The 22,248-nt window shown below is 62.8% G+C and carries 17 protein-coding genes; 5 read left to right on the top strand and 12 right to left on the bottom strand.

What is annotated here, in order from left to right; all coding sequences use genetic code 11:
* Positions 1-61: 61 nt before the first annotated feature.
* From HHL24_RS22325 to HHL24_RS22315, 3 genes are all read right to left on the bottom strand, one after another.
* Positions 62-1,531, bottom strand: a complete 1,470-nt coding sequence (locus HHL24_RS22325; RefSeq protein WP_169487555.1) for a glutamate synthase subunit beta — start codon at positions 1,529-1,531, stop codon at positions 62-64.
* A gap of 137 nt (positions 1,532-1,668) precedes the next feature.
* On the bottom strand, positions 1,669-6,372 hold the full coding sequence (locus tag HHL24_RS22320) for a glutamate synthase-related protein (protein ID WP_169487554.1): 4,704 nt from the start codon (positions 6,370-6,372) through the stop codon (positions 1,669-1,671).
* 295 nt (positions 6,373-6,667) lie between these two features.
* Complete coding sequence (locus tag HHL24_RS22315; protein WP_169487553.1) at positions 6,668-7,375, bottom strand: transposase; 708 nt, start codon at positions 7,373-7,375, stop codon at positions 6,668-6,670.
* Positions 7,376-7,561: 186 nt separating this feature from the next.
* Here HHL24_RS22315 and HHL24_RS22310 point away from each other — a divergent pair, with 186 nt between their 5' ends.
* Both HHL24_RS22310 and HHL24_RS22305 read left to right on the top strand, forming a co-directional pair.
* On the top strand, positions 7,562-8,287 hold the full coding sequence (locus HHL24_RS22310) for an OmpW/AlkL family protein (protein WP_169487552.1): 726 nt from the start codon (positions 7,562-7,564) through the stop codon (positions 8,285-8,287).
* A 340-nt stretch (positions 8,288-8,627) separates the two neighbouring features.
* Positions 8,628-9,008: a DUF883 family protein gene (locus HHL24_RS22305; protein ID WP_169487551.1), complete on the top strand. Its 381-nt coding sequence runs from the start codon at positions 8,628-8,630 to the stop codon at positions 9,006-9,008.
* Positions 9,009-9,143: 135 nt separating this feature from the next.
* On the opposite strand, the gene HHL24_RS22300 is transcribed toward HHL24_RS22305, so the two are convergent.
* The 7 genes from HHL24_RS22300 to pilM form a co-directional block, all read right to left on the bottom strand.
* Entirely contained in the window at positions 9,144-10,346 is a 1,203-nt protein-coding gene (locus HHL24_RS22300) for a deoxyguanosinetriphosphate triphosphohydrolase (RefSeq protein ID WP_169487550.1), read from the bottom strand.
* Positions 10,347-10,422: 76 nt separating this feature from the next.
* Complete coding sequence (gene aroB / locus HHL24_RS22295; RefSeq protein ID WP_169487549.1) at positions 10,423-11,508, bottom strand: 3-dehydroquinate synthase; 1,086 nt, start codon at positions 11,506-11,508, stop codon at positions 10,423-10,425.
* Positions 11,508-12,059, bottom strand: a complete 552-nt coding sequence (locus tag HHL24_RS22290; RefSeq protein WP_169487636.1) for a shikimate kinase — start codon at positions 12,057-12,059, stop codon at positions 11,508-11,510. Before HHL24_RS22290 ends, aroB begins: the two co-directional genes overlap by 1 nt.
* A 106-nt stretch (positions 12,060-12,165) precedes the next feature.
* A complete protein-coding gene (locus tag HHL24_RS22285; RefSeq protein WP_169487548.1) occupies positions 12,166-13,770 on the bottom strand; it encodes a type IV pilus secretin PilQ in 1,605 nt (534 codons plus the stop codon).
* A 212-nt stretch (positions 13,771-13,982) separates the two neighbouring features.
* Positions 13,983-14,906, bottom strand: a complete 924-nt coding sequence (locus HHL24_RS22280; protein ID WP_169487547.1) for a hypothetical protein — start codon at positions 14,904-14,906, stop codon at positions 13,983-13,985.
* Complete coding sequence (locus HHL24_RS22275) at positions 14,903-15,631, bottom strand: fimbrial assembly protein (RefSeq protein ID WP_169487546.1); 729 nt, start codon at positions 15,629-15,631, stop codon at positions 14,903-14,905. The genes HHL24_RS22280 and HHL24_RS22275 overlap by 4 nt, the downstream gene beginning before the upstream one ends.
* The gene (gene pilM / locus HHL24_RS22270; RefSeq protein WP_169487545.1) at positions 15,628-16,620 is read right to left on the bottom strand and encodes a type IV pilus biogenesis protein PilM; all 993 of its coding nucleotides are present in this window, start codon (positions 16,618-16,620) and stop codon (positions 15,628-15,630) included. Before pilM ends, HHL24_RS22275 begins: the two co-directional genes overlap by 4 nt.
* 253 nt (positions 16,621-16,873) lie before the next feature.
* On the opposite strand from pilM, the gene HHL24_RS22265 reads away from it, so the two are divergent.
* The gene (locus HHL24_RS22265; protein ID WP_169487544.1) at positions 16,874-19,273 is read left to right on the top strand and encodes a penicillin-binding protein 1A; all 2,400 of its coding nucleotides are present in this window, start codon (positions 16,874-16,876) and stop codon (positions 19,271-19,273) included.
* A gap of 213 nt (positions 19,274-19,486) precedes the next feature.
* On the opposite strand, the gene cyaY is transcribed toward HHL24_RS22265, so the two are convergent.
* On the bottom strand, positions 19,487-19,804 hold the full coding sequence (cyaY, locus tag HHL24_RS22260) for an iron donor protein CyaY (protein ID WP_054036574.1): 318 nt from the start codon (positions 19,802-19,804) through the stop codon (positions 19,487-19,489).
* A gap of 35 nt (positions 19,805-19,839) precedes the next feature.
* Here cyaY and lptM point away from each other — a divergent pair, with 35 nt between their 5' ends.
* Complete coding sequence (lptM, locus tag HHL24_RS22255) at positions 19,840-20,187, top strand: LPS translocon maturation chaperone LptM (RefSeq protein ID WP_169487543.1); 348 nt, start codon at positions 19,840-19,842, stop codon at positions 20,185-20,187.
* Between the two features lie 9 nt (positions 20,188-20,196).
* Positions 20,197-21,459 (top strand): diaminopimelate decarboxylase, encoded by a 1,263-nt coding sequence (gene lysA, locus HHL24_RS22250; RefSeq protein ID WP_169487542.1) that lies wholly within the window; start codon positions 20,197-20,199, stop codon positions 21,457-21,459.
* Between the two features lie 55 nt (positions 21,460-21,514).
* Here lysA and msrQ read toward each other — a convergent pair whose 3' ends face one another.
* Entirely contained in the window at positions 21,515-22,246 is a 732-nt protein-coding gene (gene msrQ, locus HHL24_RS22245; RefSeq protein WP_169487541.1) for a protein-methionine-sulfoxide reductase heme-binding subunit MsrQ, read from the bottom strand.
* Between the last annotated feature and the right edge of the window lie 2 nt (positions 22,247-22,248).

Here is a 22,248-nt window from a genome sequence, read left to right as displayed (position 1 = left end):
CACCTCGTCCTGCAAGCATTAGCTGGTTTCTACGCCATCAGGCGGAAACCAGCTGGAGACGTTAGCGCGGCAGTTCCGAATGGCCCATCAGGAACGCGTCGACCGACCGTGCGCACTGACGGCCTTCACGAATCGCCCACACCACCAGCGACTGGCCACGACGCATATCGCCCGCGGTGAAGACCTTGTCCACCGACGTGTAATACGCCTTGTCGCCTTCGGTCGACGCACGCACGTTACCGCGGTTGTCCTTGTCGACACCGAACGCTTCGAGCACCGGCGACACCGGTTGCGTGAAGCCCATGGCCAGCAGCACCAGATCGGCCTTCATTTCGAATTCCGAGTTCGGCACTTCCTGCATCTTGCCGTCCTTCCATTCGACGCGCGCGGCGATCAGCTTCTCGACCTTGCCGTTCTTGCCTTCGAGACGCTTGGTTGCAACGGCCCAATCGCGCGAGCAACCCTCGTCATGCGACGACGACGTGCGCAGCTTGATCGGCCAGTACGGCCACACGAGCGGCTTGTTCTCTTCTTCCGGCGGTTGCGGCAGCAGCTCGAATTGCGTGACGCTCTTCGCGCCATGACGGTTCGACGTACCGACGCAGTCCGAACCCGTATCGCCGCCACCGATCACGACCACATGCTTGCCCTTGGCGAGCAACTGGTTCGCGACCTTGTCGCCGGCGTTCACCTTGTTCTGCTGCGGCAGGAATTCCATCGCGTAGTGGATGCCTTCCAGCTCGCGGCCCGGTACCGGCAGATCGCGCGGCGTTTCCGAACCACCGGCGATCACCACCGCGTCAAACTGTTCTTTCAGCTCGGCCGGCGTGATGGTTTCCTTCGCGGTATTGCCGATATGTTCCGGCAGCGTGTCTGCCTTGCCGATAAACACGTTGGCGCGGAACGTCACGCCTTCGGCTTCCATCTGGCGCATGCGGCGATCGATCAGCCACTTTTCCAGCTTGAAGTCAGGGATGCCGTAACGCAGCAAACCGCCGATACGGTCGTTCTTTTCGAACACGACGACATCGTGCCCCACGCGCGCGAGTTGCTGCGCGACGGCCAAACCGGCGGGGCCGGATCCGACCACGGCGACCTTCTTGCCGGTCTTGTGCTTCGGCGGCAGCGGCGCGACCCAACCTTCGGCCCACGCTTTGTCGATGATCGCGTGTTCGATCGACTTGATGCCGACCGCGTCGTCGTTGATGCCGAGCGTGCACGCCGCTTCACACGGCGCCGGGCAGATGCGACCCGTGAACTCGGGGAAGTTGTTCGTGGAGTGCAGCACTTCGATCGCGTTCTTCCAGTCCTGATGGAACACCAGGTCGTTGAAGTCCGGGATGATGTTGTTCACCGGGCAGCCGTTGTTGCAGAACGGAATGCCGCAGTCCATGCAACGCGCGCCTTGAATCTTGGCTTCGTCGTCGGTCAGTGCCGCGACGAATTCCTTGTAGTGCTTCACACGCGTGAGCGGAGCTTCGTACGCCTCGTGGCGGCGCTCGAACTCGAGAAAACCGGTTGCCTTGCCCATGTGGTTCTCTTCTCTATCTGTATCAGGTGAGGTGATCTACACCCGCCGCGCGGACCGGTTGAACGGTAAGGCGCGGCGGGTACGGCTAAATGTGACGTCTTCTGTGCTGATGATCAGCGAAGCAGCTATGCGACAAGTCAGGCGGCGAGCACTTCCTTGTTCGCCTTCTTCGCTGCCATTTCGCCCAGTGCGCGCTTGTATTCGGTCGGGAACACCTTCACGAACTGACGGCGCGACGCATCCCAGTTTTCGAGCAGCGCCTTTGCACGCGGCGAACCCGTGAACTGGAAGTGACGTTCGATGAGACCCTTGAGCAGGGCTTCGTCGGTCGTGCCGCTGTGCCACAGGCCCTTGTCGACCGTGCGTTCCTGTTCGGCCTGTTGCAAGACCGGATCGAGCGCGACCATCGACTTGTTGCACTTGCCCGCGAACGTATTGTCCGGATCGAACACGTAGGCGATACCCCCCGACATACCGGCCGCGAAGTTACGGCCCGTTTCGCCGAGCACGATCACCGTGCCGCCCGTCATGTATTCGCAGCCGTGGTCGCCCGTGCCTTCGACAACTGCCGTCGCACCCGAGTTACGCACGCAGAAACGTTCGCCGGCGACGCCGCGGAAGAACGCTTCGCCTTCGATTGCGCCGTACATCACCGTGTTGCCGCAGATGATGTTTTCTTCCGACTTGCCGCGGAAATCGTTGGTCGGACGGATGATGATGCGGCCGCCCGAGAGGCCCTTGCCGACGTAGTCGTTACCGTCGCCGACCAGATCCAGCGTCACACCTCTCGCGAGGAATGCGCCGAAGCTCTGACCCGCGGTGCCCTTCAACTGGATGTGAATCGTGTCGTCAGGCAGGCCGTCGTGGCCGTACTTCTTGGCGATCGTGCCGGACAGCATCGCGCCGACCGTACGGTTCACGTTGCGCACCGGCTGGATGAATGAGACGTGCTCGCCCTTCTCGATCGCGGCCTTCGCCTTCTCGATCAGCACGTGATCCAGCGCGCGGTCCAGGCCGTGGTCCTGCACGTCGACGTGCTTGCGTGCCACGTCTGCCGACACCTGCGGCTGATAGAACACGCGCGAGAAGTCGAGACCCTTTGCCTTCCAGTGTTCGACGCCCTTCTTCATGTCGAGCAGTTCGGCGTGGCCGATCAGGTCTTCGAACTTGCGAATGCCCAGTTGCGCCATGATTTCGCGCGCTTCTTCCGCAACGAAGAAGAAGAAGTTGACGACGTGTTCCGGCTGGCCCTGGAACTTCGCACGCAGCACCGGATCTTGCGTCGCGACGCCGACCGGGCAGGTGTTCAGGTGACACTTGCGCATCATGATGCAGCCTTCGACGACGAGCGGCGCCGTCGCGAAGCCGAATTCGTCCGCGCCGAGCAGTGCGCCGATCACGACGTCGCGACCGGTCTTCATCTGACCGTCGGCTTGCACGCGGATACGGCCGCGCAACTGGTTCAGCACCAGCGTTTGCTGCGTTTCAGCCAGACCCAGTTCCCACGGCGTGCCGGCATGCTTCACCGACGACAGCGGCGATGCACCCGTGCCGCCATCATGCCCGGCGATCACAACGTGATCGGCCTTCGCCTTGGCGACACCGGCGGCAACCGTACCGACTCCGGATTCCGACACCAGCTTCACCGACACGCTGGCCGCCGAGTTGGCGTTCTTCAGGTCGTGAATCAACTGCGCCAGATCTTCGATCGAGTAGATGTCATGGTGCGGCGGCGGCGAGATCAGGCCGACACCCGGCACGGAATAACGCAGCTTGCCGATGTATTCCGACACCTTGTGGCCCGGCAACTGACCGCCTTCGCCCGGCTTCGCGCCTTGCGCCATCTTGATCTGGATCTGATCGGCCGACGCGAGGTATTCCGCCGTCACGCCGAAACGGCCCGACGCCACCTGCTTGATCTTCGAGCGCAGCGAATCGCCTTCCTTCAGCGGAATGTCGACGATCACTTCGTCGCCGATCACCGACTTCATGGTGTCGCCGTTCTTGATCGGAATGCCGCGCAGTTCGTTGCGATAACGGTTCACGTCCTCGCCGCCTTCGCCGGTGTTCGACTTACCGCCGATGCGGTTCATCGCGACAGCCAGCGTGGCGTGGGCTTCCGTGCTGATCGAGCCCAGCGACATGGCGCCGGTGGCGAAACGCTTGACGATGTCTTTCGCCGATTCGACTTCGTCGAGCGGGATTGCCTTGGTCGGATCGAACTTGAATTCGAACAGGCCGCGAAACGTCATATGGCGCTTGGTCTGATCGTTGATCAGATGCGCGTATTCCTTGTACGTCTGGTACGAGTTGCTGCGCGCCGAGTGTTGCAGCTTGGCGATCGCATCCGGCGTCCACATGTGTTCTTCGCCGCGCACGCGATAGGCGTACTCGCCACCCGCGTCGAGCATGTTCGCGAGCACCGGGTTGTCGCCGAACGCATCGCGGTGCAGACGGATCGCTTCTTCCGCGACGTCGAACAGGCCGATCCCGCCGACCTTCGACGAGGTGCCATTGAAGTACTTCGACACCAGGCCTTCAGCCAAGCCCACGGCTTCGAAAATCTGCGCGCCGGTGTACGACATGTAGGTCGAAATGCCCATCTTCGACATGACCTTCTGCAGGCCCTTGCCGACTGCTTTGGTGAAGTTGTAGACCGCCTTTTCCGGCGACAGGTCACCCTTCAGGCCCGCTGCGAGCTGGCCGAGCGTTTCCATCGCGAGGTACGGGTGCACGGCTTCCGCGCCGTAGCCCGCGAGCAACGCGAAGTGGTGCGTTTCACGCGCCGAGCCCGTTTCCACGACCAGACCCGCGCTCGTACGCAGACCATGCTGCACGAGGTGCGTGTGGATCGCGGCGGTGGCCAGCAATGCCGGAATCGCGACGTTGTCGCGGTCGGTCTTGCGGTCCGACACGATCAGCATGTTGTAGCCGGACTTGACCGCATCGACGGCTTCCGCGCACAGCGAGGCCAGGCGCGCTTCGATGCCTTCCTTGCCCCACGCCACCGGATAGCAGATGTTCAGTTCATACGAGCTGAACTTGCCGCCCGTGTACTGATCGATCGCGCGGATCTTCGCGATGTCCTTGAAGTCGAGCACCGGCTGCGACACTTCGAGACGCATCGGCGGGTTGATGTTGTTCGTGTCCAGCAGGTTCGGCTTCGGACCGACGAACGACACCAGCGACATCACCATGTTTTCACGGATCGGGTCGATCGGCGGGTTCGTGACTTGCGCGAACAGCTGCTTGAAGTAGTGATAGAGCGTCTTGTTCTTGTTGGACATGACGGCCAGCGGCGAGTCGTTGCCCATCGAACCGACGGCTTCTTCACCGGCTTGCGCCATCGGCGCCATCAGGAACTTGAGGTCTTCCTGCGTGTAGCCGAACGCCTGCTGACGATCCAGCAAGGCAGCGGGTTCGCGGCGTTCCGTCACGACGTCTTCGGCCTTTGGCTCGATTTCGTCGAGCTTGATCCGCACCGCGTCGATCCAGCTCTTGTACGGCTTGGCGTTCGCGAGGTTGTCCTTCAGTTCCTTGTCGTCGATGATGCGGCCGTGTTCCATGTCGATCAGGAACATCTTGCCCGGCTGCAGACGCCACTTCTTGACGATCTTCGACTCAGGGATAGGCAGCGTGCCGGCTTCAGACGCCATGATGACCAGGTCGTCGTCGGTGACGATGTAGCGCGCCGGACGCAGGCCGTTACGGTCGAGCGTCGCGCCGATCTGACGGCCGTCGGTGAAGGCGATCGCAGCGGGGCCGTCCCACGGCTCCATCATTGCGGCGTGGTATTCGTAGAACGCGCGGCGGTTGTCGTCCATCAGCGTGTGCTGTTCCCACGCTTCCGGGATCATCATCATGACCGCGTGGACGAGCGGGTAGCCGGCCATCACCAGTAGTTCGAGACAGTTGTCGAACGAGGCCGTGTCGGATTGGCCCGGGTAGATCAGCGGCCACAGCTTCGGCAGATCGTCGCCGAGCACGTGCGACGCGATCGCACCGGTACGGGCGTTCAGCCAGTTGACGTTGCCCTTCACCGTGTTGATTTCGCCGTTGTGGGCGATCATGCGGTACGGGTGAGCCAGTTCCCAGGCCGGGAACGTGTTGGTCGAGAAGCGTTGGTGCACCAGCGCCAGCGCCGACACCGTGCGCTCGTCCTGCAGGTCGCGGTAGTACACGCCGACCTGGCCTGCCAGCAGCAGCCCCTTATAGACGACCGTGCGCGCCGAGCATGACGGCACGAAGTATTCCTTGCCGTGCTTGAGTTTGAGCGCCTGGATGCGGTGGCTCGCGGTCTTGCGGATCACGTACAGCTTCCGCTCGAGCGCGTCGGTCACCATGATGTCCTTGCCGCGGCCGATGAAGATCTGGCGGATCAGCGGCTCGCTCGCCTTGACGGTGGGCGAAATCGGCATGGTGTGGTCGACCGGCACGTCGCGCCAGCCCAGCACGACCTGGCCTTCGGCCTTCACCGTGCGTTCCAGTTCCTGTTCGCAGGCGAGACGCGAGGCGTGTTCCTTCGGCAGGAAGACCATGCCGACGCCGTATTCGCCGCTCGGCGGCAGCACGACGCCCTGCTTGGCCATTTCCTCACGATAGAACCCGTCCGGGATCTGGATCAGGATGCCGGCACCGTCGCCCATCAGCGGATCGGCGCCGACGGCGCCCCGGTGGTCGAGGTTCTCGAGAATCTTCAGGCCCTGCTCGATGATCTCGTGGCTTTTCTTGCCCTTGATGTGAGCAACGAAGCCGACGCCGCAGGCGTCATGTTCGTTTTGCGGGTCATACAGACCTTGCGCGGCGGGAACCGGGTGAGTCGGTTGCTGGTGGTCGTTCATGGGGACACCGTCTGTGAGGGGCCGAACAGGCCGTTAAACCGTTTTTCTATTGCCGCAGTGCGCTCCGCAACCGCGACGGCGACTCAGTACGCTGGATGCTACGCGTACCAAAAAGCGCCGGAATTCGGAATATACGCGACGAATCAATGGAATAGCAAATAAAACGTGATGGTCGGTCCCCAGTTATCAAGTTGGTGCATTGCGGCTATTTTTTATTGGTGCCACATCAAAAAGGTGCAAAAGAAAACGGCATGCGAAGATGCCGTTCCGGCACAACCTTTTGATACGAAACGCTTTATTGTGTCTGCGGCGTTTCGCGCACCTTGCGCGGCCGCCCGCGCGGCAGCGGCGAAACGCGCCGGTTGGCGGCTCGCGCAGCCCATTCGCGGTAGGTATCGCTACCCAAAACCCAGCCTTTCAAGGTGGCCTGTTGAAGCTGACTGGCTTCGCGTTCGTCAAGCGGCTGCTCGCACAACTCGCGGTATGCCCGCTGCCGTTCGAACGGCGTGTTGCCGAGCGACCAGTACAAAGGGTGATCGGTGATCAGGCTGTCAAGCGTCAGGCCGATGTGATGACGGTAGCTCGACCAGCGGTAGTCCTCGGGCGCGTTCACGAGCCCGGCACGCACCGGCGACATCTCGACAACGCGGCTCGCCAGTAGAAAATAGCGCTCGCCTTCGATCACCGTGGCACGGTAGCGGCCCTCCCACAGCGTGCCGCGGCGCGCGTAGCGCCGGTTGAAGTGCGCAACGTAGCGGCGCCCCACAGCCTGCATCGCCTTCGGCAGGCTCGACTCTTCAGTCGGCGTGACGAGCAGTTGCACAGAGCCCGGCATCAACGCATACGCGTGGATGGACAGGTGATGGTCGCGTGAAGCCGCTTTCAAGCAGTCGATGAAAAGCTCGTAGTCCTGGTCGTCGACGAATGCGGGCTGCTGATCGAGTCCGCGGAGGATGACGTGCTGCGGCTGGTCAGGGACATAGAGACGTGCAAGCCGTGCCATGCTGGAGTATCCGATAGTCGCGTTGGTACATACCCGAAGGTCCGAAGAACCGCGTGCGCCCGGGGTTCGGCGCAGCGCGGCTAAGCCAGAAACCGCGCGGAGCCTAGGGAGAAAGCTCTAACCGCCGCGTATGGTTTGTTTCAAACGTTGTAGTCATAATGAGCGGGCCTTTTTGGAGGAGCACATATGAAATTAAAACAGGCCGTAACGGGGATCGCCGCACTAGCCTGCATGACAACGGCAGCACACGCGCAATCGGCAGGCAGCTTTTACGTCACGACAGGCTGGTTCCATCTTGCGCCTCAATCGAGCAGCGACCCGTTGAAAGTGACCAGCATCGGCGGCAGCCCGACCAACATCACCGAAGCCAACACCGGCGCATCACTCAGTTCAGCCGACACCCTCGGCTTCACTGCTGGCTACTTTGTCACAGATCACATCGCAACCGAGTTCGTGATTGGCGTCCCGCCTTCGTTCGACCTGGAAGGCTCGGGCAACCTCGCCCAATTCGGCAAGCTGGGCCAGGCAAAACAGTGGAGCCCGACTCTGCTGTTCAAGTACTACTTCAACGCTCCGACCGCCACGTTCCGCCCGTATCTCGGCGTTGGTGTGAGCCGCATCTGGTTCACCGACGAAAAGATCACCAACGGCGTATTCCAGGCAAACGTTCTGCATGGTCCGACCAGCGTCTCTACGGATAGTTCGTGGGAGCCGGTGTTTAATGCGGGTTTCACCTATGCGTTCAACCAGCACTGGTTCGCCGGCGTCTCGATTTCGTACCTGCCGCTCAGCACGACCGCCAAGCTGAACACCGCCGCAACCACCCCGGTCGGCACACTGAATGTGCAATCGCAAACCAAGATCAAGCTGAACCCGATCGTTACCTACGTCAACATCGGTTACCGTTTCTAACGCGTCACGAAATTGGGGCCGTTTAGTTAGGGTAGTCGAATTTTCGTGGCTTGGACAACGCCGTCATCTAGCCAATGGCGGCGTTTTTTATTTTTCGGGCGCGTCGGGGGCCGTTCGCGGCGTGCGGAGGCCACTCAGCGGGCGAACGTGAGCGTTTGTAAATTTGACCCGTCATTGGGCCGGCTCGTGCAATATCTGCTGAGGAATGTGGGGCCGCGCCACGGCACATAGGGGCTGCGGGTTTGGCACCGAAGTTGCGTTCTGATGGTGTTTTCCCGCGTGGCAACGTGTGTCTGCGTAACAGCGTGGGACCTTTTTCACCCTCATCGACGGAGCGACCATGACAGCACTTCCGAACACGCGAGACGCCCTCGGCGAATCCTGGACCACCACCAGCCGCCGTGCGCGGCGTATCGCTCGCCATAGCCGCCATGCGGCCGAAGATATCGCGGGCGAGCTGCGCACGCTGATGTCAGAGCTCGAATCCACTTTGGCAGACGGCACCCAGGCCGACGCCGTGGCGCTGCGCGGCAAATTGCGCAAGCAGCTCGATGTCGCGCGCAACCGTTTGAACGATACCCGCGAGGCCATGCGGGAACGCGCTGAGGTCGCGATCGCCGACGCTGACGACTACGTGCACGAAAACCCGTGGCAGACGCTCGCGATCGTCGGCGGGGTTGCGCTGATCGCGGGCGCGCTGTTTGCATCGCGGCTGCGCTAGCCGGTTGCGCCAAGCGGCCCGCCCGAGGCGGGCTGCACCGCGCGGCGAGACGGGCCGCCGCCTTCGCGGCTTTGATTAGGGAATGGGATTGCGCCGGCGCTTATCGAGCAGCGACGTCGGCCGGCCGCAGGTCGCTCAGTTGTCGTCGATCACGAACAGCCGCTGATACTCCTTCACCGCATAGCGATCCGTCATGCCCGCGATGTAGTGGGCGATCAGCCGCGGTTGCTGCGACGCGTCCGTGGATTGATAGCTCGGCGGCAATAGCCGCGGATCTTCCGTGAACGCGTCAAACAGGCCGGACACCACGCGGCGTGCCTTGTTGGCCATGCGCATGACGCGATAGTGCCGGTACAGGTTCTTGAATAGAAAGCGCTTGAGCGCCGCCGCCTGCGCGGCGATCGCTTCACTATGCGCGACCAGCGGCGGAGCGGCGCGCACCGCGTCCAGCGAGACTGGCGCGTGTCTTGCGAGATTGAGCGCGGTCGTATCGATCAGGTCGACGATAAGCGTATTGATAATTCGGCGCACGGTCTCGTGAATCAGCCGGCGCCCTTCGATCTGCGGAAAATCGCCACGCGCCGCCGCGTAGTGCGTCTCCCACAACTCCACTTCCGCAAGCTGCTCCACCGTGAGTAAGCCTGAGCGCAAGCCGTCGTCGACATCGTGGTTGTTGTACGCGATCTCATCGGCGACATTGGCGATCTGCGCTTCGATGGAAGGCTGCCGCCCCTCCAGAAAACGCTCGCCGAGCGCGCCGAGCCGCCGCGCGTTCTCGCGCGAGCAGTGCTTAAGAATGCCTTCTCGCGTTTCGAAGCAGAGGTTCAGGCCATTGAACGCCCCGTAGTGCTCCTCCAGATCGTCGACCACCGCGAGACTTTGCAGGTTGTGCTCGAAGCCGCCGTGTTCGCGCATGCATTCGTTCAGCGCGTCCTGGCCCGCATGGCCGAAGGGCGTATGGCCAAGGTCGTGCGCGAGCGAAATGGCTTCGACGAGGTCTTCGTTGACGCGCAGATTGCGCGCCACCGAACGGGCGATCTGCGCGACTTCCAGGCTATGGGTGAGTCGCGTGCGAAACAGATCGCCCTCGTGATTCACGAATACCTGAGTTTTGTATTCGAGCCGGCGGAACGCCGTCGAATGGACAATGCGGTCGCGATCGCGCTGGAATTCGGTGCGCGCGCTAGGCGCGGCTTCGGGATAACGGCGGCCGCGCGATTGAGCGGAATGGGCCGCATACGGCGCGAGGTGCGCTTCGAGTGTTTCCTGCGATGGCACGCCGCTCACGGGCGTGCCTGCCGGGTCATGCTTTACATCGTCGCTGCGCCTGTCAGTCACCGGATTCTCCGAACATGGGCGGCGCCTCGTGACGCTGGTGCGTGTTGCCTTGCTGCCAAGCCCCCGCCGAGTCGGTCTAGATGGAGGCGGCCAGCGTAGCGTGCACCTCGGCGTCGGGCGCCTGGGTGATGAGCGTCTCACCGAAACGCTTCAGCAGAATGAATTTGATCGCGCCGGCTTCCGCCTTCTTGTCGACCCGCATGAGTTCGACGTAACGCGAATCGCCGAGCGCGGGCGCCCGCGTAGGCAGATGCGCGGCAACGATCACGTCGACCAGACGCTTGCGCGCCGCTTCGTCGAGATAACCCATGCGCACGGACAGGTCCGCCGCCATCACCATCCCGCAGCCGACCGCCTCGCCGTGCAGCCATTCGCCGTAGCCGAGTCCGGCTTCGATCGCATGGCCAAAGGTGTGGCCGAAATTGAGGATCGCGCGCAATCCGCCTTCGCGCTCGTCCTGCGCCACAACCGACGCCTTGATTTCGCACGAGCGCTTGACCGCCTCGGCCAACGCTTCTGGCTCGCAGCGATTGAGCGCCTCGATGTTAGCTTCGATCCAGCTGAAAAAACCAGCGTCGGCAATCGCGCCCGTCTTGATCACTTCGGCGACGCCCGCTGCCAGTTCTCGCGCGGGCAGCGTGCGCAGCGCGCCGATGTCGGCGATCACAGCCTGCGGCTGGTAGAACGCGCCGATCATGTTCTTGCCGAGCGGATGGTTGATGCCCGTCTTGCCGCCCACCGACGAATCGACTTGCGACAACAAGGTGGTCGGCACCTGGATGAACGGCACGCCGCGCATGTAGCAGGCCGCGGCAAACCCCGTCATGTCGCCGATCACGCCGCCGCCCAGAGCGATCAGCGTGGTCTTGCGATCGGCGCGCGAGCCCAGCAGCGCGTCGAAAATCAGGTTCAGCGTTTCGAGGTTCTTGTACGCTTCGCCGTCCGGCAAAACGACCGTGGATACCTGCTTGCCGAGCGGCGCGAGCGCCGCGCGCAGCTTGTCGCCGTAAAGCGGGTCGACCGTGGTATTCGTGACGATCGTGACCGAGCTGCCGGCGATATGCGGCGCGAACAACGCGGTCTGGCCGATCAGATCGGCACCGATATGGATGGGGTAGGCGCGCTCGCCCAGTTCGACATTGACGGTAATCATACGGTCCATTATGACGCAGGATGTTTGGCGACGCCGGCCATCTCGAGCTGCATCAGAACCATGTTGACGAGTCCGTTGACCGAAGGCCGGCCGGTTTCGATCACAAAGTGCGCGCATTCCCGGTATAGCGGATCGCGTACTTCGTAGAGCGCTTCGAGGCGCGCTTTGGGGTCTTCAGTCTGCAAAAGCGGGCGATTCTTGTCGCGCCGGGTGCGCAACCACAAATCATGCGGATTGGCGCGCAAATAGATCACCAGGCCCCGATTTTGCAGCGCTTCGCGGTTTTCCGGCCGCAGCACCGCGCCGCCGCCCGTGGCCAGCACGATATTGTCGCGCCCGGTCAGGTCGGAAATCACGTCCGCCTCGCGATCGCGAAAGCCCGCTTCGCCTTCCAGCTCGAAGATCACCGGGATGCGCGCGCCCGTACGCACCTCGATTTCATGATCGGAATCGAAGAACGGGCGATCGAGACGGCGCGCAATGGCCCGGCCCACGGTGGTTTTGCCTGCCCCCATGAGCCCTACAAAAAATACATTGGCGTGTGCGTCCCGCGCTTGCAACGGTGTCCTCTGGCTAATCCGGTATGGTTCGTGCCGCAGCTTACTGGCAAAGCGGCTGCCTTGTCGAGCCTGCAGGCCGCCGCTGGATAGCGGAGGCAGCATGCCCCTAATTTGTCTGAACGACGCGCGGCGTGATGAAAACTGCCAGTTCACTGCGCTGGTCCCGATGGGCCCGATGGCGAAAAAGCGCACCTAAGACGGGTATTTTGCCCAGGAGCGGCACCCGCGTCACATCGTCCCGGTCATCGGTCGCATAAATTCCGCCGATCGACACCGTACCACCATCTTCGACTTCGACGCGCGTTTGCACGTGTTTAGTGTTGATTGCGGGCCCGGCGTCGGTCTGCTCGCCGACGCTGTCTTTGGCGACGTCGAGGTCCAGCACCACTCTGCCGTCAGGCATGATTTGCGGCTCTACCTCCAGTTTGAGCGTGGCGCGGCGAAACTGCACGCCGGATACGCCCTGCCCCACTTTCGCCTGATAGGGCAGCTCGGTGCCCTGCTCGACGACCGCTTTCATCCGGTCCGCCGTCACGACCCGGGGGCTCGAGACGATTTCGCCGCGCCCCTCGGCCTCCAGCGCGCTCAGCTCGATGTTCAGGAGCCGCGTCGCACCGGCTGCGAACAAGGTCAACCCGGCGGTGGCGGCGTCGAAACCGGAAATCGGCCGCGCCGACAGATCGTACACGGTGCCGTCCTTGCCGCCCGTCAAGCCTCGGGCGGTGCCGTCGGCGTTCGCGGCCGCCATGGAAAGCCGCACGCCGAGATTGCGCGAAAACCCATGCTCGCCCTCGACGATACGCGCTTCGATCAATACCTGACGGGTCGGCCGGTCGACGGAGCCAAGCAACGCCGTGATTTGCGCGAGGCGCCCTTCGAGGTCAGTGACGAACAGCAGATTGGTGCGCGGATCGGCCGTCGCGGCGCCGCGTTTGGACAGCACGCGCTGGTTGCCGGCGCCGGTCAGCAGGCGCCGCACGTCTTCGGCGCGCGCGTAGTGCAGCTCGAACGTGCGGCTTGCGAGCGGCTCAAGATCGGAGGCTCTCGCGTGCGCTTCGAAACGCTGCCGTTCACGCGCGGCCAGATCTGCGATCGGCGCGACCCAGATCACATTGCCGTGGCGCTCCATTGCCAGCCCGTTGACGTCGAGCAGGGTATCGAACGCGGTGCGCCACGGCACCTTGTCAAGCCGCAGTGAAACGGCGCCGCGCACTCTCTCGCTCGCGACGACGTTCAGTCCGGTGAACTGGGCGAACGCGTTGAGCACCGCGCCGAGTTCGGCGCGCTGAAAGTTAAGTGAGATCGGTTTGTCGTCGGCGGCGAGTTTGGCGTCTGCAGGCGTTTTCGGTGCGTCGCTCAGGCGCGCAAGCGGAGGCAGCGGCACCGGCGGCCCTTCAAGCGCCGCGGTTCCGGTGAGGTCGTCGCGCGCCGCCGCTGCGGATTGCCTCCGTAGCGGCACTGAGCCGTCTGCGTCACCGGCCAGGTCGTCGGCGCGTCCGATGTCGGCGGTTGCCGCCGCTCGCGATCCGCTGGGCCCGTCGGCGGACTCGTCGCGGAACGGGTTGGGCACTTCGGCAGTGACGCCGCGCGGCAGCGGCGGCACGTCGTATCGAGCATCGGGCGACACAACGGCGTCGTCGAGCGGCATGTACGTGGGCAGCGGCGGCAGCGGAGGTGTCGAAGCGTGCGCGATGCCGGCGCTTATCGCCATGCCAGCGACCAGGCTGCGAAGCGGATTGCAAATCGGGTTGCGAATCGGGCTGTGAAGCAGGCTGCGAAGCGGATTGTTAATCGAGCTGCGAGCCAAGTTGCGAACCGGGATCCCACGCATACTTCCAGACAAGCCGCGACATACGCCAAAACCAAACCACACACAAACGCCGACACGCAACACAGCGGGACCGAACGGCTTCATCAGTCTCATCAGGACGCCTCCGCCAGGGCCAGTGTGCGCGTCGCGCCGCCGTTGGCCAGCGTGATACTGAGCGCGTCGAGCCGCGTGACGCGCTCGGTACCGAGTTGCTGCCCGGACACGACCGTGGTCGCGCCATCCGGCGTATCGAGCAAGGCGAGTCCGCGTGTGCGATCGTGCAGCAAGCCGACCAGGCGCAGTTGCGAAGTGTCAGACTGCGGCTCGCCGGACGCGAGCATCTGCGGAAGCAAGAACGGGTCGAAGAACACGATGTCTTCTTCGTCGTCCGAATCGAGGCTCTCGTCGGCAAACGCGTCCGCAGTCGCAGTTGAAGGCACCGGCCTCAGCGCGCTGAATACATGCAGCGTTGCCCTCACCGTTAACGAAGCGGCATCGCGGTTGACGGTCACGTCGACGGGAACGATCAGCACCGGCAGATCAGACAGGCCACGCAGAAATGCCATCAGGTGAACGAAATCAGTGTGCGCGGTGATCTGTACAGGACGCATGCTGTCGGCGCCCGAGCCGCTGGTGGCGCCCGGTTCTACCGAGAGCAACGAGACGCCATTTTGTGCCGCGAGTTCGGACACGATGCGTACATCGTCTGCGGAGGCCCATGACGCAGGCAACTTTGCACCCGGTGTGGCGGCGGCTTCCCGGCGCAGCGCAGGCAATTGCGCCAGCGCGCGGCGCGCATCCGCGAGATGCCGCGTGGCCGCCTCCAATGCCGTACGGCTCGCCTCGACCCCGCCGAGATCGGCCACAACCCAGCCGTGCGCGCCAAGTCCGAACACCACCGCAGCGATCAGCAATGCGACCACCCAACGGCGCCGACGGCTCCAGGCAGCGAGCGGCAAGCGCACATGCTTCATCCACTGAGAAAAAGAGAACCGCGCGCTCGCCGCGCCACCGAATTCGATAAAAGTCGTACTCATTTTGCACCTCCTGATTGTTCAGACTTCATGGGACGTTGCGCCGCCAAGCCGGGCGTATGGGTCGTTTTCTTTGGCGGGTCGCCCCAGCGCAGATGCGCTCCGAACTCGATCGGGCCGGTCGCGTTGGCTGCCGCAACCGCACCGCTGCGTGGCGTCGAGCGATGCAGGTCGCTCACCTCCGCGCCCTTCACGCCGTGGATCGCGCTCAAGCGTTTGAGCCACTCGGCCGACGCGATATGTCCGGCCGAGGTCGCGAGCAACTCCGTCTCGTACTCGCGCTGGCGCAACTGCTGCAACACCACGCCATCACCGGGTTCAAAACTCAATGCATTCAGCAGATCGCGCAAATGCGTAAGCGGCTCGGACAGGTTCATCGCACGCGCGGCGCCTTTGCGTTGTTCGTCTTGCGCCCGCACTAAACTGGCGTGCTCCGCGAGCGGCATGGCCAGTTGCGTGAGCGATTGTTCGATCAACGCGCGCTGCGCATCCAGCCGCGCCCTTTCGAATGCCTGCCACCCGACTAGCGCGAGCACGGCCGCAAACCCGGCGAGCGCCGCGACAACCCATTCGAGCAAACACCGCCGGCGCGCGAGCCGCGCATTACGTTGCCTATACGGCAGCAGATTGAAGCCGCCGAGCCACGGCCGTGCGAAGCGCACGCCACGCGTTGAAGCGTGCGTGCCCGGGACCGCCGAATGCAAACGGGAGCGCAGGCCACGCATCATTCGAGCACCCCGCGCAACGCAAGTCCGAATGCGACCGCGGCGGCAGGCTCATGCAACAACGGATCGTGCAGTTGCCGTGCGAGCCCGCCAAGCGCCGCACATTCGAACGGCAACACAGTGCAACCCAACACGTCGGCTATATCCGCAATCGAGAATCCCACGCCATCGAGCAAATCGACCTCGCCGCTCAATAACGCGCAGTCGAGTACAGGGCCGTGGACGAGATCGCGCAACGCGTCGGCGAGATCGGCGTGCTCGGGCGCGGGGTAATGCATTTCGCCAACCAGGCAGTCGTCGACAATGCGCCAGCCGTACACGCCGTCCGTGCCGATCCAGAGCGCGACATAGGGCTCGTGCGGATCGAGCTCGTGGCTCGCCGCGTAGCGCATTGCGCGCAAAGCCGCATGCGGCTCGCCATCGATCGCGGAGAGCGAGATACCCGCGGTCGCCGCGCATTCGATTCGCGCTTCGAGATGCTGGCGTGCGGTTGCGGCGATCGTCACGGAACGGATCGGCGAACGCGTTTCGTCGACGAACCAGTCGACAGCCAACGCATGCCGCTCGAGGCCTGCGATGCGCTCGACTTCGCTCATCACCGCCGGTTCGAGTTCGGCGAGTTCATGTCCGCCGTCTTCCGCGCAACCGCTTAGCGTGGCGAGCCGTGTGAGCGGCACGGTGGTTGTCAATGTGGCCGAGGCGGGCAGCGCCATCGCGCATCGCAATGCATGCGTCGCACACGCGCGCGGCAAACCCGCGAATGCGTCGCGCAACGCGCGCGCCACCGCATGGCGGTCGGCGATTTCTGTGCCGGCCATCGCGCCGGCGCCAAGCGGCACGGTGCTCGCGTACTCGATATGCAGCGCGGCACGTGTGCCCGAATGCTGACTCACCACGATGAGACGCACCGCCTGCGAACCCACATCGATCCCCGCAGCAAAACGCTGCGCACGGAGTTGCACACCTTGAAGCCACGAATTTTTGAACGTCATCACGCCCTCCCTCAGACTCACGCGACGAACCATTCGAACGCGAGTAACGAGGAAGAATTGTGCGTAGTCGCGCCGCCGCGCGACACTCAGCCGAATGGCTAACGTTGCGCGACGCGCGCCCTCTCCGCCATCAAAGCGTCTACAGTGAAGTCATTCCCGCGCGGTGCGCAGACTTGTCAAGAACTGTCAGTAAGCATGCCGAAAGCTGAATAGCGAGGCGGCTATAATCGCGGGACTGTTTTTTGGTGCCCATATGCAATCCACGTCTCCTACGTCCCCGCCGCCCACGCCGCAGAAGCGCAAGCGCCCCTTGTGGCTCAAACTCATCATCGGCTTTGTGGGTCTGATCGTCGCAGGCATCCTGTGCGTGCTGCTGGTGCTCGGTTATGCGCTGGTGGTGGCAACGCCGAACCTGCCGTCGCTCGACGCGCTGACCGACTACCGGCCGAAGGTGCCATTGCGCATCTATACGGCCGACCACGTGCTGATCGGCGAATTCGGTGAAGAGCGGCGCGACATCGTCCATATTCAGGACGTGCCCGACAGCCTGAAGAAAGCCGTGCTGGCAATCGAAGATGCACGCTTCTACGATCACGGCGGCGTCGACCTCACAGGCATTGCGCGAGCCGGCTTCGTCGCACTGACCAATGGTCACGCCACGCAAGGCGCCAGCACGATCACCATGCAGGTGGCACGCAACTTCTTCCTGTCGAGTGAGAAAACCTACACGCGCAAGATCTACGAGATGTTGCTCGCGTACAAGATCGAGTCGAAGCTGACGAAAGATCAGATTCTCGAGGTGTACATGAATCAGATCTATCTCGGTCAGCGCGCGTATGGCTTCGCGAGCGCGGCGCGGGTGTACTTCGGGAAAGATCTGAAGGACCTGACTCTGGCGGAATCCGCCATGCTGGCGGGCCTGCCGAAGGCGCCATCCGCGTATAACCCGGTGGTCAATCCGAAGCGCGCGAAGATCCGTCAGGAGTACATCCTGCAGCGCATGTACGAATTGCATTACATCACTCAGGAACAATACGACGAGGCAAGCAAGCAGCCAATGGTCGTCAAGGGCGCGGGCAAGGAGTTCAGCGTGCACGCGGAGTACGTTGCGGAAATGGTGCGGCAGATGATGTACGCGCAGTATCGCGAGGAAGCGTACACGCGTGGCCTGAATGTCGTGACCACCATCGACTCGGCCGATCAGGACGTTGCTTATCGGGCGCTGCGCAAAGGTCTGATGGACTACGAACGGCGTCACGGCTATCGCGGCCCGGAAGCGTTTATCGATTTGCCTTCCGATGCGGACGACCGCGAACAGGCCATCGACGACTCGTTGCTCGAACATCCCGACAACGGCGAAATCATTGCGGCGGTGGTGACGGCGGCAAGTCCGAAGCAGGTGCAGGCCACATTCATCGACGGCAATGTCGCGACCATTCAGGGCGATGGCCTGCGTTTCGCGCAGTTCGCACTCGGCACGCGCGCGCAGCCGAATCAACGCGTGCGGCCCGGCGCGATCATTCGCCTCGTGAAGAATGACGACGGCAGCTGGGCGATCACGCAGTTGCCGCAAGTGGAAGGCGCATTCGTTTCAGTGGTGCCGCAAGACGGCGCGATTCGTGCGCTGGTCGGCGGTTTCGACTTCAACAAGAACAAGTTCAACCACGTGACCCAGGCATGGCGTCAACCGGGGTCGAGCTTCAAGCCGTTCATCTACTCGGCCTCGCTTGAAAAGGGGCTCGGACCGGCCACGGTGATCAATGATGCGCCGCTCTTTTTCAGCGCTGCGGAGACGGGCGGCCAGGCGTGGGAACCGAAGAACTACGGGGGCGGTTTCGACGGTCCGATGACCATGCGCACCGCGCTGCAGAAGTCGAAGAACCTCGTGTCAATTCGCATCCTGAACCAGATCGGTACCAAGTACGCGCAGCAATACATCACGCGTTTCGGCTTCGATGCGGATCGTCACCCGGCTTATTTGCCGATGGCGCTCGGCGCAGGTCTCGTCACGCCCTTGCAGATGGCAGGCGCGTTCTCGGTGTTTGCTAACGGCGGCTATCGCATCAACCCGTACCTGATCGCTGAAGTCACCGATCAGCGCGGCATCATCGTGGCGCACGCGCAGCCGCTGGTCGCCGAGCAGAGCGCGCCGCACGCGATCGAACCGCGCAATGCATATGTGATGAACAGCCTGCTGCAAAGCGTCGCGCAACGTGGCACGGGCGCGAAGTCCAACGTGCTGAAGCGGACCGATCTCGGCGGCAAGACCGGCACGACCAACGATTCGCGCGATGCGTGGTTCGCCGGCTATCAGCACACGCTCACGGCCATCGCGTGGATCGGCTACGACAACCCGCGCAGCCTCGGCGATAAGGAAACCGGCGGCGGCCTCGCGTTGCCGGTGTGGATCGAATACATGGCGCGCGCGCTCAAGGGCGTGCCCGACTACAAGATGCCGATGCCCGCTGGCGTGACCGAGATCGGCTCAGAACTGTATTTCGACGACTTCACGCCGGGCCAGGGTTTCATTGCGACAGTCGGTATCAGTCAGGCGGCGCTGGATGCCGAGGCGAGCGGTGCGTCCGCGGTGGCGCCCGAACAGGTCGGCGAACAGGAAAAGCAGGACATCATGAATCTGTTCCGCGGGCACTAACGAAATATCAGGATCGGTCGGAACAAACAAATCCGCCGCGCTCGATGCGCGGCGGTTTTGTTTGGGTGGTTGCTTCAGCGGTGGTGCCGCCGGGCCTTTCGGGATCAGATCGGGCGGTCCTTTCGGCTCGCCTTTCCGGCTGTTGTTCCAACGATCGCTTCCGCACTGGCTTCGGCAGTCGTTTTTTGGCAGCCCCTTCAGCCGTGATGATGTTTACGCTTCGAAGTGAACCGGTTCGCCAGCCTGCTGCGTCGCATACTCCGACAGCGCGGCAAAAAACTCCGTACCGCTGCGCGTATCGCGCCACTCACCGTCGATGAAACGGAAGTGGAAACCACCCGCTTTCGCCGCGATCCAGATCTCGCTCATCGGCGGTTGCAGATTGACAATGATCTTCGTACGGTTCTCGAATTCGAGGGTCAGGACATTGCCGCTGCGCTCGAGTTCGATATCGGCTTCCGTGTCGTCGAGCGCGCGTTCGATGGCGGCTAGCGCGGCTTCCGCGCGGGTCAGGTAATCACTATCGGACATGCTAAACTCCATCGATTATTTATTCAGGGACAGTCATGCGAGTCGTATCTCGGATGCGCGCGGCGGCGCCCGGCCGCGCGATTGTAGCGGGTTTAGCCATTCTCGCAGGTTGTGCACTTGCCGGCTGCGGGCAACGCGGTTCGCTCTATTTGCCCACCGTGCCACCGCTGCCGGCCAAACCGATCGATCGCACGCAACCGCCGTCGCCAGATGAAGTGAAAGCGGGCGCTGGAACTGCCTCCCCGATGGGTGAGGTACCGGATACTTCTGGCGCGCCGCTCTCGTTGTCACCGGAAAGCGAACTCGCCGCGCCGCCCGCGTCGGCCGCATCCGCTACTACGGCGGCCCCGCTGCCTGCCTCTGCCGTCACCCCCGCTCAATAAGACTTTCGCATGACTCGATCCGCATTTGACTACGTCGACGGCGTTTTGCACGCCGAGGGCGTGTCCGCCGTCTCACTCGCCGAACAGTTCGGTACGCCGCTGTACGTCTATTCGCGCGCCGCACTCACCCAAGCGTGGAATGCCTATGCAGGCGCTTGCGCCGGCCGCCGCGCGACGGTGCACGTCGCCGTCAAGGCCAATAGCAATCTCGCGGTGCTGAACGTATTCGCGCGTCTCGGCGCCGGCTTCGACATCGTGTCGGGCGGAGAGCTGGCACGCGTGCTGGCCGCAGGCGGCAAAGCGGAAAACACCGTGTTTTCCGGCGTCGGAAAGAATGCGGACGAGATGCGTCAGGCGCTCGCCGCCGGCGTCAAATGCTTCAACGTCGAATCGATTCCTGAGCTCGACCGCCTGAATGCCGTTGCGGCGGAAATGGGCAAAAAAGCGCCCGTGTCGTTGCGCGTGAATCCGGACGTCGACGCGAAAACGCATCCGTATATCTCCACCGGTCTGAAGTCGAACAAGTTCGGCGTCGCGTTTGAAGATGCGCGGGCTACATATCAAGCCGCCGCGGCGATGACGCATCTCGACGTGGTCGGCATTGACTGTCATATCGGCTCGCAGATCACTGAGGTCGCACCGTATCTGGACGCGGTCGACAAGGTTCTCGAACTGGTCGAACAGATCGAGCAGGACGGCGTGAAGATTCGCCACATCGACGTAGGCGGCGGTCTCGGTATCACATATGACGACGAAACCCCACCGGAAATCGGCGAGTTCGTGCGCACCGTGCTGGATCGCATCGAAGCGCGCGGTCACGGGCATCGCGAGGTCTATTTCGAGCCGGGCCGTTCGCTGGTCGGCAATGCGGGCGTGCTGCTGACGCGCGTCGAGTTTCTGAAGCCAGGCGCGGAAAAGAACTTCGCCATCGTCGATGCGGCGATGACCGATCTCGCACGCCCTGCGATGTACGAGGCGTATCACGCGATCGAGGCTGTCGTTAAGCGCGACGTGCCCGCTCACGTGTACGACGTGGTCGGCCCGGTTTGCGAAAGCGGCGACTGGCTGGGTCGTGAGCGTCTGCTCGCGGTCGAACCGGGGGATCTGCTGGCGATTCGCTCGGCTGGCGCGTACGGCTTCGTGATGAGCTCGAACTACAACACCCGTCCGCGTGCGGCCGAGGTGATGGTTGATGGTACACAAGTGCATGTTGTCCGCGCTCGTGAAGAGGTCAAGCAGCTGTTTGCGGGCGAAACGATTTTGCCGGCGTAAACGTCAGAGCTTAAGCAACATAAAAAAGGCGATGCCACTGCGGCATCGCCTTTTTTCATTTGCGCGCTGTACCTGGTGGTCGGCGCGTCTCTAACCTCCGCTCGCGCAGCCATACGATCAAACGCCACCCCAACAACGCGACCATGATTGCGCCGTAGATCTTCGGCAAAATCAGGTCGTGCTTGCCCGCCTTCATCCACCAGAAGTGCAGGATCGCAAGGCCGCCGATCGCATAGATCGCGCGATGCAACGTCTGCCAGCGGCGTCCAAGTTTGCGCACCATCGCGCGCGGCGACGTAACGGCTAATGCGATCAGCAGCACGAACGCGGCAAAGCCCACGGTGATGAACGGCCGCTTGCCGATGTCCTTGAGAATCGCGGCAACATCGAACCACTTGTCGAACCACAGGTAAGTGGTGAAGTGCAGCGTCGCGTAGAAGAATGCGTAAAGGCCGAGCATCCGGCGAAACCGGGCCAATGCCGTGATGCCGGTCAGTCGGCGCAACGGCGTCACGGCCAACGTGATGCAAAGAAAGACGAGCGTCCACAGACCCGTCGAGCGCGTAATGAACTCGATCGGATTCGCGCCCAGCCGATCGGTCATCCCGAACAGCACAATGCGCGCGAGCGGATACCACGCCGCGATAAATACCGCGATCTTGGCCGGCACAATCCAGCGCGCGCCGCTTGCGGGGCGCTTTGCTGTGGATGTCGCCGTAGCCGACGCCTGCGCCGCTCGCGGCGCTCTGCGTTCGGTTTGACTAACAGGTTGAGTATCGGAAGCCATAG

This window comes from Paraburkholderia polaris, assembly GCF_012927345.1.
Lineage (GTDB): Bacteria > Pseudomonadota > Gammaproteobacteria > Burkholderiales > Burkholderiaceae > Paraburkholderia > Paraburkholderia polaris.
The sequence above is the reverse complement of the archived record's forward strand: the minus strand, read 5'-3'. Positions and strand labels throughout refer to the sequence as shown.